At 67.0% G+C, this 14,099-nt stretch carries 10 protein-coding genes; all 10 read left to right on the forward strand.

Annotated elements, in window-relative coordinates; all coding sequences use genetic code 11:
* Positions 1-66 precede the first annotated feature (66 nt).
* Positions 67-504: a phosphoribosyl-AMP cyclohydrolase gene (gene hisI, locus E4J89_RS05950; RefSeq protein WP_136785179.1), complete on the forward strand. Its 438-nt coding sequence runs from the start codon at positions 67-69 to the stop codon at positions 502-504.
* Positions 505-564: 60 nt separating this feature from the next.
* Positions 565-2,136, forward strand: coding sequence for an anthranilate synthase component I (locus tag E4J89_RS05955; RefSeq protein ID WP_136785181.1), 1,572 nt, complete (start codon positions 565-567; stop codon positions 2,134-2,136).
* A complete protein-coding gene (locus tag E4J89_RS05960) occupies positions 2,133-2,777 on the forward strand; it encodes a Trp biosynthesis-associated membrane protein (RefSeq protein WP_136785183.1) in 645 nt (214 codons plus the stop codon). Before E4J89_RS05955 ends, E4J89_RS05960 begins: the two co-directional genes overlap by 4 nt.
* A gap of 118 nt (positions 2,778-2,895) precedes the next feature.
* On the forward strand, positions 2,896-3,177 hold the full coding sequence (locus E4J89_RS05965) for an HGxxPAAW family protein (RefSeq protein ID WP_205754415.1): 282 nt from the start codon (positions 2,896-2,898) through the stop codon (positions 3,175-3,177).
* Between the two features lie 2 nt (positions 3,178-3,179).
* Positions 3,180-3,998 (forward strand): indole-3-glycerol phosphate synthase TrpC, encoded by an 819-nt coding sequence (trpC, locus tag E4J89_RS05970; RefSeq protein ID WP_136785185.1) that lies wholly within the window; start codon positions 3,180-3,182, stop codon positions 3,996-3,998.
* 92 nt (positions 3,999-4,090) lie between these two features.
* The gene (trpB, locus tag E4J89_RS05975; RefSeq protein ID WP_136785187.1) at positions 4,091-5,419 is read left to right on the forward strand and encodes a tryptophan synthase subunit beta; all 1,329 of its coding nucleotides are present in this window, start codon (positions 4,091-4,093) and stop codon (positions 5,417-5,419) included.
* Positions 5,416-6,219, forward strand: a complete 804-nt coding sequence (gene trpA, locus E4J89_RS05980) for a tryptophan synthase subunit alpha (RefSeq protein ID WP_136785189.1) — start codon at positions 5,416-5,418, stop codon at positions 6,217-6,219. The genes trpB and trpA overlap by 4 nt, the downstream gene beginning before the upstream one ends.
* Positions 6,220-6,310: 91 nt before the next feature.
* Positions 6,311-7,474 (forward strand): prolipoprotein diacylglyceryl transferase, encoded by a 1,164-nt coding sequence (gene lgt / locus E4J89_RS05985; protein WP_136785290.1) that lies wholly within the window; start codon positions 6,311-6,313, stop codon positions 7,472-7,474.
* A 514-nt stretch (positions 7,475-7,988) separates the two neighbouring features.
* Complete coding sequence (gltB, locus tag E4J89_RS05990) at positions 7,989-12,620, forward strand: glutamate synthase large subunit (RefSeq protein ID WP_136785190.1); 4,632 nt, start codon at positions 7,989-7,991, stop codon at positions 12,618-12,620.
* Positions 12,613-14,073: a glutamate synthase subunit beta gene (locus tag E4J89_RS05995; protein ID WP_136785192.1), complete on the forward strand. Its 1,461-nt coding sequence runs from the start codon at positions 12,613-12,615 to the stop codon at positions 14,071-14,073. Before gltB ends, E4J89_RS05995 begins: the two co-directional genes overlap by 8 nt.
* Positions 14,074-14,099 lie beyond the last annotated feature (26 nt).

Consider the following 14,099-nt stretch of genomic DNA (forward strand, 5'->3'; position numbering starts at 1 on the left):
TCACGCCCGTGCGGGGTGGGCCGGCGCGGGCAGGGGCGATGGGGACTTGGCACTAGACTTGTAGGGATGTCGTCCCAGCCTGATTCCCCGAACACTCCGCCGCTTGCCGCCGGTCACGCCGCCCTTGATCCGGCGATCGCCGAGCGGCTCAAACGCGACTCCGCCGGCCTGGTGGCCGCTGTGGTCCAACAGTTCGATTCCGGCGAGGTGCTGATGCTCGGCTGGATGGACGACGAGGCGCTGCACCGCACGCTAACCAGTGGCCGCGTGACCTTCTATTCACGCTCCCGGCAGGAATATTGGCGCAAGGGCGATACTTCGGGGCACGTGCAGTTCGTCAAGTCGGTTTCACTGGATTGCGACGGCGATGCCCTCTTGGTCCAGGTGGACCAAGTGGGCGCAGCCTGCCACACCGGCACCCGCACCTGCTTTGACGGCCGCGACCTTGGCGCTGTCGCCGGCCGGCGGCCGACCCCGGACAACGGACAAGCGCTGGACAGCTGAAACAGCTGCCGGCCCCCCTCCCCAACTTGATCAGCGACTGAAGTGAAAGACGGATAACGCATGCAGGACCTCGGAGTCATCAGCCCCAGCTTGGAAGAATTCCGCACCTTGGCGCGGGACCGACGGGTGATCCCGGTGTCCATCAAGGTTCTGGCCGATGACCAGACCCCGATTTCGATCTACCGCAAACTCGCAGACGCGCGGCCGGGCACCTTCCTGCTGGAATCCGCTGCGGTGGGAGGCGTCTGGTCGCGCTACTCCTTTATCGGCGCCCATTCCCGCGCAACGCTGACCACCAAGGACGGACAGGCCCACTGGCTGGGCGAACCGCCGGTGGGCGTGCCGCGCGACGGCAACCCGGTGGAGGCACTGCGCGCCACCGTTGAGGCGTTGCGCACCGAGCGCTTTGAATCGCTGCCGCCGCTGACGTCCGGGCTGGTCGGCTTCGTCGGCTGGGAGGCCGTGCGGCACTGGGAAAAGCTGACCTCCCCGCCCCAGGACGATCTGAACCTGCCCGAACTCGCCATGAACCTGGTCACCGATCTGGCGGTGCACGACAACGCCGAGGGCACGGTCACGCTGATCGCCAACGCCATCAACTTCGACAACCGGGATGAGCGCGTCGACGAGGCCTGGCTCGACGCTGTGAAGCGGGCCAAGCACATGCTGGCCCAACTGGCCGAACCACTGGCGCAGCAGGTTTCCGTGCTGGAAGATGCCTCGCTGGCCACCGATGACCTGATGAACAGCGTGACCCACCGCTGGGCCCGGGAGAAGTATCTGGCAGCTGTGGACCGCGGCAAGGAAGCAATTGTCGACGGCGAGGTGTTCCAGGTGGTGATCTCGCGCCGGTTCGAGGCAGAGTGTGCGGCCCCGGCGCTCGACGTCTACCGGGTGCTGCGGAACCTTAACCCCAGCCCCTACATGTACCTGTTCAGCCTGGAAGACGCCGACGGCGTGGGCTACTCGATCGTGGGATCTTCGCCGGAAGCGCTCGTCACCGTGACCGGCGATGAAGTCATCACCCATCCGATCGCGGGATCCCGGCCGCGCGGGCACAGCGTGGAACACGACAAGGAGCTGGCCGAGGAACTGCTAGCGGACAAGAAGGAGAGGGCCGAGCACCTGATGCTGGTGGACCTGGCCCGCAACGATATCTCCAAGGTCTGCGAACCCGGCAGTGTTGATGTCACGCAGTTCATGGAAGTGGAAAAGTTCAGCCACATCATGCACCTGGTCTCCACCGTGGTGGGCCGGCTGTCCCCGGACAAGACCGCCTACGACGTGCTGGCCGCGACCTTCCCGGCCGGGACGCTCTCCGGCGCCCCCAAACCGCGCGCGCTGCGCCTGCTGGACGAACTGGAACCACACCGGCGGGGCATCTACGGCGGCGTGGTGGGCTATCTGGACTTTGCCGGGGACATGGACATGGCCATCGCCATCCGGTCCGCGCTGTTGCGCGGCGGGACCGCCTACGTCCAGTCCGGGGGCGGGATCGTGGCCGACTCCCAGCCGGAGGCCGAGGCGCTCGAGACCGTGAATAAGGCGGCAGCTCCGCTGCGGGCGGTGACGTTGGCGGCCCGGCTGCACCAAGCCAACCCGGCGCACGTGCCGGTCAAGGGACAATCATGAGCGAGGATAAGGCAACGCCGGCCAAGGGCGAGCAGGCACCGCGCAAGACCGGCGCGGCGCGGTGGCAGCGCAAAGGCATAGTGGTCCTCGCCGCGGTGGCGGTCGCCCTGGCCGCCTTTGGCACGACGACGCAGACGTGGCTCACCGCGCACCTCCCGGGAACCAGGGTCCAGACCCCGGACGTCAGCGTGGCCGGCAGCGACGCCGCCACCGCCGTGACTGCCCTCGCCCTGGTGGCGCTGGCTGCAGCCCTGGCCGCTTCCATTGCCGGCCGGATTGCGCGCATCGTCATCGCCGTGCTGCTGGCAGCCGCCGGGATCGGCATCACCGCCGCCAGCGTTGCCGTGATCGCCAACCCCGTGGCCGCCGCCTCCGCCGCCATCGGCGAGGCAACCGGACAGATCGGGGGAGAGGCCGCCGTCGTCGTCACTGCCTTTCCATACCTCGCGGCCGCGGCCGGGATCCTGCTGTCGGCGACGGCCATCTGGCTGGTACTGGCCGGCCGGTCGTGGGCCGCGTCGAAGAAGTACGTACCGGCCGCCGAGCGGCAGGCCGACGGCATGCCCTCCGACCGGGCCGGCAACGTCGACGAAATCGACAGCTGGGACCAGCTCAGCCGCGGCGAGGATCCGACCGACTGAACCGCCTGTACCGGCTCAGGACGCGAGGCCGGGCCGCCGGCCAGCGTGTCACACTGGCCTGCCGTAGAGCCAAACAATGGCAGAATGAATAGCAGAACCGTTGAGAGGGAGAAACATCATGGCCAACCACGCCACCGCCACCGAAACCGCAATGAAGACGGATCCGGCAGGCAGCATCCACGACGAAGTCATCGGCCACGGCAACAGCCCCGCCGCCTGGACCTGCGTGTTCATCATGATCGCGGGCTCCATCGTGTCCGGCATCGGTTTCGTGATGGCCTCTAACGTGGTGTTCTGGGCCGGCGTGGTGGTCATCCTTATCGGCCTGATCGTTGGCTGGATCATGAAGAAGGCCGGCTACGGCGTGGACGGCAGCAAGATCCAAGGGAGCGGACACTAAGCGTGACCGTTCTCGACGACATCATCGCTGGGGTCCGGGAAGACCTCGAATCCCGGCGCGCCCAGGTACCGCTTGAGGAGATCAAGCGACTGGCCGCTGATGCACCCGCGGCCCGTGATGCCTACGCTGCCCTGGGCGGCAACGATTCCCCCCGCGCCGCGCTGAAGGTGATCGCCGAGGTCAAGCGCAAGAGCCCCTCCAAGGGAGAGCTCGCCGCCATCGCCGATCCGGCCGAACTCGGTGCTGCCTACGAACGCGGCGGCGCAGCCGTCATCAGCGTGCTGACGGAGCAGCGCAGGTTCAACGGCTCGCTGGCCGATTTCGACGCCGTGCGCGCCGCGGTGGACCTGCCGCTGCTGCGCAAGGACTTCACCGTTGAGGAATACCAGATCTTCGAGGCCCGCGCCCACGGCGCGGACTTGGTCCTGTTGATCGTGGCTGCATTGGACGATAGCGAGCTGAAGGCCCTGTTGGCCCTCACGCACGACCTGGGCATGAACGCCCTGGTCGAAACGCACACCGCCGAGGAAATCGACCGGGCCGTGGCCATCGGCGCGCGCATCATCGGGGTGAATGTCCGCAACCTCAAGACCCTTGACGTGGACCGTTCGTTGTTCGCGGAGCTCGCGGGCAGGATCCCGGCCGGCGCCGTAGTGGTGGCCGAATCCGGTGTTCGCACGGTAGCCGATGTCCGCGACTACGCCAGCCAGGGCGCCAACGCCGTCCTGGTCGGCGAAGCGCTGGTCACGATGGGTGATCCGGAGGCGACCGTTGCCGAATTCGGCGCGGCCGGCTCCGAAGCCGTTGCCTCCCGCCGCTGAGGCAACGGCCCGTACCAGGTAAGAATCTTCCAGGGGCAGGCAGCGGACCTCCTTGGCTCCGCCGCCTGCCCCCAGCACTAGACAGGACCGCCATGACGCAGAGCCCCGACACCCCGGCAGAGTCCGGAAAACCGCAGGAAGCAGCCGACGCTTTCCTGGCCGGAAGCAGCCTTCGCCATGCCCCCGGTCCGTACTTCGGCGCCTTCGGCGGGCGCTGGATGCCTGAATCGCTGATTGCGGCCTTGGACGAACTGGAAGACACCTTCGAAAAGGCCAAAGCCGACCCCGAGTTCATTGCCCAGGTCGCCGAACTGAACAAGAACTACTCCGGCCGGCCCTCGCTGCTGACCGAAGCCAAGCGCTTCTCCCAGCATGCCGGCGGCGCCCGGATCTTCCTCAAGCGCGAGGACCTGAACCACACCGGCTCCCACAAGATCAACAACGTGCTGGGCCAGGCCCTGCTGGCCCAGCGGATGGGCAAGACCCGGATCATCGCGGAGACCGGAGCCGGCCAGCACGGCGTAGCCAGCGCCACCGCTGCCGCCCTGCTCGGCATGGAATGCGTGGTCTACATGGGGGCCGAAGACACCCGCCGGCAGGCCCTGAACGTGGCCCGGATGGAACTGCTCGGAGCCACCGTGGTGCCGGTCACCGCCGGATCGCAGACACTCAAGGACGCGATCAACGAAGCCCTCCGCGACTGGGTGGCGAACGTTCACAACACGCACTACCTGCTGGGCACTGCAGCCGGGGCCCACCCCTTCCCTGCGCTCGTCCGCTACTTCCATGAGGTCATTGGCGAAGAAGCCCGCGCGCAGATCCTGGACCAGACCGGCCGCCTGCCGGATGCCGTCTGTGCCTGCATCGGCGGCGGCTCGAACGCTATCGGCATCTTCCACGGCTTCCTGGATGACCGCAACGTGGCGCTGTACGGCTTCGAAGCCGGCGGCGACGGCGTGGACACCGGCCGGCATGCCGCAACCATCACGCTGGGTCGGCCCGGTGTGCTGCACGGTGCACGCTCCTACCTGATGCAGGACGAGGACGGCCAGACCATCGAGTCGCATTCGATCTCGGCGGGACTGGACTACCCCGGCGTGGGACCCGAGCACTCCTACCTGGCGGACATCGGTCGGGCCACGTACGAACCGGTCACCGACACCGAAGCCATGGACGCCTTCCGGCTACTCTGCCGCACCGAGGGGATCATCCCCGCGATCGAATCGTCCCACGCACTGGCCGGTGCCTTGCGGGTGGGGAAGCGCCTGACCGAGGGCAAAGACAATCCGCAGGACGTCATCATTGTGGTGAACCTCTCCGGCCGGGGCGACAAGGACGTCGCCACCGCCGCCGAGTGGTTCGGCCTGCTCCCGCAGGAATCACCCGAGGCTGGAATCGGCTCCGAAGGAGAGCAGCTGTGAACAATACCGCTACCGCCAGCAAGTCGGCGGCCGCCATCGACCGCGCCCTGGCCGAGGGCCGCACCGCGCTGGTCGGCTACCTGCCCGCGGGCTACCCGGACGTCCAGACCACCATTGATGCCGCCGTCGCGCTGGCGGAGAACGGCACCGACGTCATTGAGATCGGCATTCCCTACTCCGACCCCGTGATGGACGGTTCGGTCATCCAGGCCGCCACGGTGCAGGCGTTGAAGGACGGTTTCCGGGTCAGCCAGGTGTTCGACATCGTCGCCGGGATCACCGCCCGTTGCGATGCGGCCGTGCTGGTGATGACGTACTGGAATCCGGTGATGCGGATGGGAGTGGACGAATTCTCCCGCCGGCTGGCAGAAGCCGGCGGCGCCGGACTCATCACACCGGACCTGATTCCGGACGAGGCCGCCGAATGGTTCGAGGCATCGGACAAATACGGATTGGACCGGGTATTCCTGGTCGCTCCCTCGTCCTCGCCGGCACGGATGGCCATGACGGTCAAGGCCAGCCGAGGGTTTGTCTACGCGGTCTCGATCATGGGCGTCACCGGCGCGCGCGAGAATGTTTCCAGTGCCGCCGAGCGAGTGGTCCAGGCCGCCCACGAGGCCGGCGCTGAACGGGTATGCGTCGGCCTGGGCGTCTCCAACGCGGAGCACGTTCGGGAGATCGGCGCCTATGCCGAAGGCGCCATCGTGGGCACGGCACTGGTTGCCGAACTCGGCCACTCCGGTGTGGAAGCACTGGGCAAACTGGCGGCGCGGCTGAGCGAAGGCACAGCCCGGGCCTGACAGAATGACCGGTGGGTCAGCGGTTCGCCCGCGGCCGCGCCTTAACCTGCAAACTTCGGCCTAGAGGACGAATCTGGTGTACAGCACGACTATGGCAATGGCCGTCCCGGCTTCCATCCCCAGCCCCGGCTGGTCCGGGTTCAGCATCGGCCCGCTCACGATCCACGCCTACGCGCTGTGCATCCTGCTGGGCATCGTGGCGGCGCTCTGGCTCACCAGCCGGCGCTGGAAGGCCCGCGGCGGACCCGACGAGTTCATTTGGGATGCGGCCATCTGGGCCATCCCGTTCGGCATCATCGGCGGACGCCTGTACCACGTCTTCTCCTCGCCCGATGCCTACTTCGGGCCGAACGGCGACCTGGCCCTTATCCCGCAGATCTGGCGTGGCGGGCTGGGCATTTGGGGTGCGGTGGCCTTCGGCCTGCTCGGCGCCTGGATCGCGTGCCGCCGGGCCGGCATCAAACTGCCAGCCTTCATGGACGCGGCCGCCCCCGGTTTGTTGCTGGCCCAAGCCATCGGACGGTGGGGCAACTGGTTCAACCAGGAGCTGTTCGGCGCGCCCACCACGCTGCCCTGGGGCCTGCAGATTGACGCGGACAGCCCCAACTTCCCGGCCGACGCTGCCCCGGGAACGTTGTTCCACCCCACCTTCCTCTACGAGTCGCTGTGGAACCTGGCCGGCGTGGCCCTGTTGCTGCTGCTGGACAAGCGTTTCAAGTTCCGCCGCGGCATGCTGTTCTGGCTGTACGTCGCGTTCTACACGCTCGGCCGGGTCTGGATCGAGATGCTGCGCATCGACGATGCCGAGATGATCACCATCCTCGGCATCACCCAGCGCCTGAACGTGTGGACATCAGTGCTGCTGCTGGTTGTTGCGGTGGCGATCTTCATCGTGCTCGCCCGGCAACCGCGCACCGCGGAGACCGACTCGGTGTACCTGCCGGGCCGGGCGCCCGTGCAGGAGCCGGCGGAGGAAGCCAAGGGAGCGGAGGACGCGGAACCGGCAGCCGAAACGGCCGAGCCGGGCCAAGAGGGTCCCGCTGCCGACGACGGCGCCGCCTCCCGAGGCGAGGCAGGGTCGTCTCCGGCCGCGGCATCCCCGCGCGACGCGGGATCTTCCCCGGCAGCGGGGGAGAAGGGCAGTGAAGCGTCCACGGCAGGGCCCGGCTTGGACACCGAGGAGCCCTCCGCCAGCGAGGCCCCCGGCGACCCGTTGAGGGCCGAAGGGGCAGAAAAGAACCGCACCCAGGACTAGCAGCCTTGTAAAGCCGCCGGAACGAACGTACCCACGTTTGTTCCGGCGGCTTTGTTGTGACCACTCGCTGCTCAAAATCCGGTGTTAACAATCTGGAAAACGCGCGTTAAAAATCCTGAAAATTCTGGGTTACACGGCGCCCGCCGTGCTATCGTCTCTCTACCGTAGAACGGACAAGTTCTGCGCATCGGTCGGCCCTCATCGGCAGACCGGAACGAACCGGTACGCACCATCCCGGACTACCGACTGGGGGCAGAATATGCAGCGTGCCGACCACACTGACGTGGATAATCCGCCGGCCAGGCGCACCACTAGTGCGGTTCCGGCGGTCGTGGCTGATCGACCGCAACTCTAATCCCTGCGGCACCATCCGAACCCTGTGCATCGAATGCGCTGCCCCGGGGGAGCATGCCACGGTATTCCCAGTGCATCACGGGCCGGCTTGTCCGCAAGCTGAACCGGACGGGGCCAGTGCCGTCCCCTTCTCACGTACATCTAGGAGAAGGAAGTTCAGATGACTCCTCCATTCAAGGGGTCGAGTACCCCGCGCAGCATCGGCGGCGGACACGGGCACCCGCACACTACAGTGCAGTCGCCGTTCAGTCGTTTCGCCGCCTACCCGGAACAGACCGGGCTGTACGATCCTGCCAACGAAAAGGATGCCTGCGGCCTCGCCGTGATCGCCACCCTCAGGGGCGAACCTGGGCACGACATCGTTGATGCAGCGCTGACGGCGCTGCGCAATCTGGAACACCGCGGCGCGGTCGGCGCCGATGAAGGAACCGGTGACGGCGCCGGGCTGCTCACCCAAATCCCCGATGAATTCTTCCGGGCAGTGGTGGACTTCGAACTGCCCGCGCCCGGCCACTACGCGGCCGGAACCGCCTTCCTGCCCAGCGACGGAGCCGAAGCCACGGTCGCACGGGACGGCGTGGAATCCCTGGCTGCCTCCGAAGGCCTCACCGTACTCGGCTGGCGCGAAGTACCGGTGGCCGCCGAATTGGTCGGCGCCATGGCCCGGTCCTGCATGCCCCACTTTGTCCAGGTGTTCCTTGCCCTCGACGCCGGCCACTCCGGCGGAAACGATTTGGACGCCCGCGTTTTCCGCGTCCGCAAGCGGGCACAAAACAAATACGGCGTGTACTTCCCGTCGCTGTCCTCGCAGACCATCGTCTACAAGGGGATGCTGACCACCGCGCAGCTGGAACCTTTCTACCCGGACCTCTCCGACCCCCGGTTCAAGACCAAGCTCGGCATTGTCCACTCCCGCTTCTCCACCAACACTTTCCCCTCCTGGCCGCTGGCACAGCCGTTCCGGACCATCGCGCACAACGGCGAGATCAACACGGTCAAAGGCAACCGCAACTGGATGCGGGCCCGGCAGTCGCAGCTGAAGAGCCCGCTGCTGGGCGAGACACCGGAAGAGCTTTTCCCGATCTGCACCCCCGGTGCCTCCGACTCCGCGTCTTTCGATGAAGTCGCGGAACTGCTGATGCTCTCCGGCCGGCCGATCACGCACGCCATCATGATGATGATCCCCGAGGCATGGGAAAACCACGCCTCGATGGATCCCGAGCGGCGCGCGTTCTACCAGTACCACTCCATGCTGATGGAGCCATGGGACGGCCCCGCTGCCGTGTCCTTCACTGACGGCAAGCTCGTCGGAGCGGTGCTGGACCGCAACGGCCTCCGCCCGGCCCGCTACTGGGTCACCGAGGACGGGCTGGTTGTCCTGGCCTCCGAGGTTGGCGTGGTCAACATCGAGCCCGCCAAGGTGGTCAAGAAGGGCCGGGTCTCGCCGGGCAAGATGTTCCTGGTGGACACCGAGGCAGGACGCCTAATCGAAGACGAGGAAGTCAAGGCCGAGGTCGCGCAGGCCAACCCGTGGGGTGAATGGCTCAAGCAGAACATGATCCGGCTGGAGGACCTGCCGGAGCGCGAGCACGTGGTGCACACCACGGCCTCGGTCAACCGGCGCCAGCAGACGTTCGGCTACACACAAGAAGAGCTGCGGATCCTGTTGGGCCCGATGGCCCGCACCGGCGCCGAGCCGCTCGGCGCCATGGGCACCGACACGCCGATCGCAGTGCTGTCCAAGCGGCCCCGGCTGCTGTTCGACTACTTCGTGCAGTCATTCGCCCAGGTGACCAACCCGCCGCTGGACGCCATCCGCGAGGAACTGGTGACGTCGCTGCGTTCGTCGATCGGCCCGGACGGCAACCTCCTGGCGACCGGGCAGGTCCGCACCAGCCAGGTGGCCTTGAAGTTCCCGGTGGTCAATAACGATGAACTGGCCAAGATCGCCGCGATGGAAGACGAAGAGGGCAACCGCGTCACCCTGAAGGTGCGTGGCCTCTACCGGCCCGACGGCGGCGCTTCGGAACTGGCGGCAAGGCTGCAGGAGATCTGTGAAAAGGTTTCCGGCGCGGTTAACCGCGGTGTGAAATTCATTGTGCTCTCCGACCGGGACTCAAATGCCCAGTGGGCACCGATCCCGACCCTGCTGCTGACCAGTGCGGTGCACCACCATCTGCTCAAGAGCGCCAACCGGACCAAGATCTCGCTGCTGGTGGAAGCCGGCGACGTGCGCGAAGTCCACCACGTTGCCGCGCTGATCGGGTTCGGCGCCTCGGCGGTAAACCCGTACCTGGCTATGGAAAGCTGCGAGGAACTGGTCCGCAACGGCCACCTGCAGGGCGTCACCGAAGCACAGGCCGTGCAGAACCTGATCAAGGGCCTGGGCAAGGGCGTGCTGAAGATCATGTCCAAGATGGGCATCTCCACCGTCTCCTCCTACTGCGGCGCCCAGACGTTCGAAGCGATCGGGCTGTCCCAGGCGCTGGTGGACCAGTACTTCGCCGGAACGCAGTCCCAGCTCGGCGGCGTCGGCCTGGACGTCATCGCCGCAGAAGCCGCGGCCCGGCATGCCCAGGCCTACCCCTCTGACGGCATCGAGGACCCGCACCGGACCCTGGAGACCGGCGGCGAGTACCAGTGGCGCCGCGAAGGACCGCCGCACCTGTTCAACCCGGAGACGGTGTTCCGGCTCCAGCATTCCACCCGGGAACGCCGCTACGACGTCTTCAAGGCCTACACCCGCGGCGTGGACGACCAGTCCAAGGAACTGATGACGCTGCGCGGACTGCTGAACTTCAAATCCGGCAGCCGCCCGCCAGTTCCGCTGGAGGAGGTCGAGCCGGTTTCCAGCATCGTCAAACGCTTCTCCACCGGGGCGATGAGCTACGGCTCCATCTCGCAGGAAGCACACGAGACGCTGGCCATCGCGATGAACCGGCTCGGCGCCAAGTCGAACACCGGCGAGGGCGGCGAAGACGTGGAACGGCTGCTGGACCCGGAGCGCCGGTCGGCGATCAAGCAGGTGGCCTCCGGCCGGTTCGGCGTCACCAGCCTGTACCTCACGAACGCCACGGACATCCAGATCAAGATGGCCCAGGGCGCCAAGCCCGGCGAGGGCGGCCAGCTGATGAGCCAGAAGGTCTACCCCTGGGTGGCCCGGACCCGGCACTCGACGCCCGGGGTGGGCCTCATCTCCCCACCGCCGCACCACGACATTTACTCGATCGAGGACTTGGCGCAGCTGATCTACGACCTGAAGCGGTCGAACCCTTCGGCACGCGTGCACGTGAAGCTGGTCTCGGAAGTCGGGATCGGCACCGTGGCTGCCGGCGTGACCAAGGCGAAGGCCGACGTCGTGCTTGTTTCAGGGCACGACGGCGGAACCGGTGCCAGCCCGCTGAACTCGCTCAAGCATGCCGGCGCCCCATGGGAGCTGGGCCTGGCCGAGACGCAGCAGACCCTGATGCTCAACGGGCTCCGGGACCGCGTGGTGGTCCAGGTGGACGGCCAGCTGAAGACCGGCCGGGACGTCATGATCGCGGCCCTGCTGGGCGGCGAAGAGTTCGGTTTCGCCACCGCACCGCTGGTGGTGTCCGGCTGCATCATGATGCGTGTCTGCCACCTGGATACCTGCCCGGTGGGTGTTGCCACGCAGAATCCCGAGCTGCGCCGGCGTTTCACCGGCAAGCCCGAGTTCGTGGTGAACTTCTTCGAGTTCATCGCGGAGGAAGTGCGCGAACTGCTGGCCGAACTGGGTTTCCGCAGCCTGGAAGAAGCCATCGGCCACGCAGAGCTGCTGGATACCCGCGAAGCGGTCGACCACTGGAAGGCCGACGGGCTGGACCTGGCGCCGATCCTGCGCGGCTACGGAGCCGATGCCGATGTGCCGCTGCGCAACCTGACGTCGCAGAACCATGAGCTGGACAAGCACTTCGACAACCAGCTGATTGCGATGAGCGCCGACGCGCTGACCAAGCGCGAGCCGGTCCGGATCAGCCTGGATGTGATCAACACGGACCGGTCCGTGGGCACCATGCTGGGCCACGAGGTGACCAAGCGCTTCGGCGTCCATGCCCTGGCCGACGACACCATTGACGTGACGCTGGCCGGCCAGGCCGGTCAGTCGCTGGGCGCCTTCTTGCCGGCCGGTGTTACCTTGCGGTTGCTCGGTGACTCGAACGACTACGTGGGCAAGGGGCTTTCCGGCGGCCGGATCATTGTGCGACCGGACCGGGACAACCAGTTCGCGTCGGAGCGCAACGTGATTGCCGGCAACGTCATCGGTTACGGTGCCACCAGCGGGGAAATGTTCCTGCGCGGCCAGGTGGGCGAACGGTTCCTCGTGCGGAACTCGGGCGCCACCGCCGTCGTCGAGGGAATCGGCGACCACGGTTGCGAGTACATGACCGGCGGCTTGGCCCTGATACTGGGCCCGACCGGCCGCAACTTCGGTGCGGGCATGTCCGGCGGCGTGGCCTACGTGCTGGATTTGGATCCCGCACGGTTGAACACCCAGGGCGTGGACAGCGGAGAACTGCAACTGCTGCGGCCGGACGCCGTGGACGAACAGTCCATCGCTGCGCTGCTCAAGAAGCATGCAGAGGAGACCGGGTCCGAGCTGGCTGCCCAGCTGTTGGAGAACCTCCAAGACACCCTGACCCGCATCACCAAGGTGCTGCCGCGCGATTACGCGGCGGTGCTGCAAGCCCGGGCGAACGCCGAGGCCGAGGGGCTTGACCCCGACGGCGACGTTGTCTGGACCCGAATTCTGGAGGTAACCGGTGGCTGATCCACGCGGATTTTTGAATGAACGTGAGCGGAAGACGCAGCCGCGCCGCCCGGTCCCCGTGCGCATCATGGACTGGAAGGAAGTTTATGAGGCGCAGGAGAAGGGCGTGCTCCGCAGCCAGGCAGGCCGCTGCATGGACTGTGGCATTCCGTTCTGCCACCAGGGCTGCCCGCTGGGCAACCTGATCCCGGAATGGAACGACCTGACCTGGCGCGGCATGGGCCAGGAAGCGATCGAACGGCTGCACGCCACCAACAACTTCCCGGAATTCACCGGCCGGCTGTGCCCGGCACCCTGCGAGGCGTCCTGCGTGCTGGGCATCAACCAGCCGGCAGTGACGATCAAGCAGGTGGAAGTCTCCGTGATTGAGGAAGCCTTCGAGCAGGGCTGGGTGACACCGCACGCTCCGGAGCGCTTGACCGGCCACACGATCGCCGTGATCGGATCCGGACCCGCAGGGCTGGCTGCCGCGCAGCAATTGACCCGGGCCGGGCACACCGTGGCCGTCTACGAGCGGGACGACAATGTCGGCGGCTTGCTGCGTTACGGCATTCCGGACTTCAAGATGGAGAAACAGTTTCTGGACCGCCGGCTGGACCAGATGCGCGCCGAAGGCACGCGCTTCCGTACCGGAATCGAAGCGGGCAAGGACATCAGCTGGGATCAGCTGCGCCGCCGTTACGACGCCGTGGTGATCGCCACCGGCGCCACCGTGCCGCGCGACCTGCCGCTGCCCGGGCGTGAGCTGTCCGGCGTGCATTTCGCCATGGATTACCTGGTGCAGGCCAACCGGGTGGTCGCCGGCGAGTCTGTTCCGGATCAAATCGACGCCCGCGGCAAGCACGTGGTGATCCTCGGCGGCGGAGACACCGGCGCGGACTGCCTGGGCACAGCGCACCGGCAGCAGGCCGCCTCGGTGACAACGCTGGCCATCGGCAAGCAGCCGCCGGCCGAGCGTGCCGCGCATCAGCCGTGGCCGACGTTCCCCACGCTCTTTGAAGTCGAGAGCGCGCACGAAGAGGGCGGCGAACGGACCTACCTTGCTTCCACCGTTGAATACGTGGGCGAGAACGGCGCAGTCACGGCCCTGAAGGTGGCCGAAACGGAGTACGTGGACGGCGGGCGTGTGCCCAAACCCGGCACGGAGCACGAAATCCCGGCAGACCTGGTGCTCCTGGCGCTGGGCTTCACCGGGCCGGAGCCGGCCGGGCTGGGCGAGCAGGTCGACACGGCCTTCGACCAGCGCGGAAATGTCGGCCGGGACGGCAGCTACATGACCAGTGCCGAGGGCATCTTTGTAGCCGGCGACGCAGGCCGCGGACAGTCGCTGATCGTCTGGGCCATTGCCGAAGGACGAGCCTGCGCCGCAGCCGTGGACGAGTGGTTGACCGGCACCACCCGGCTGCCCGCCCCGGTGGCTCCGGAAGACCGTCCCATTGCGGTGCTGCCTTAGTGCGGGGCTGTCTGCGCGCCCGCCGT

The organism is Arthrobacter sp. CAU 1506, assembly GCF_005047635.1.
Classification (GTDB): domain Bacteria; phylum Actinomycetota; class Actinomycetes; order Actinomycetales; family Micrococcaceae; genus Crystallibacter.

Coding starts and splice junctions, on each gene's coding strand:
- hisI (WP_136785179.1), top strand. CDS start 67: ATGTCGTCCCAGCCTGATTCCCCGAACACTCCGCCGCTTGCCGCCGGT.
- E4J89_RS05955 (WP_136785181.1), top strand. CDS start 565: ATGCAGGACCTCGGAGTCATCAGCCCCAGCTTGGAAGAATTCCGCACC.
- E4J89_RS05960 (WP_136785183.1), top strand. CDS start 2,133: ATGAGCGAGGATAAGGCAACGCCGGCCAAGGGCGAGCAGGCACCGCGC.
- E4J89_RS05965 (WP_205754415.1), top strand. CDS start 2,896: ATGGCCAACCACGCCACCGCCACCGAAACCGCAATGAAGACGGATCCG.
- trpB (WP_136785187.1), top strand. CDS start 4,091: ATGACGCAGAGCCCCGACACCCCGGCAGAGTCCGGAAAACCGCAGGAA.
- lgt (WP_136785290.1), top strand. CDS start 6,311: ATGGCAATGGCCGTCCCGGCTTCCATCCCCAGCCCCGGCTGGTCCGGG.
- gltB (WP_136785190.1), top strand. CDS start 7,989: ATGACTCCTCCATTCAAGGGGTCGAGTACCCCGCGCAGCATCGGCGGC.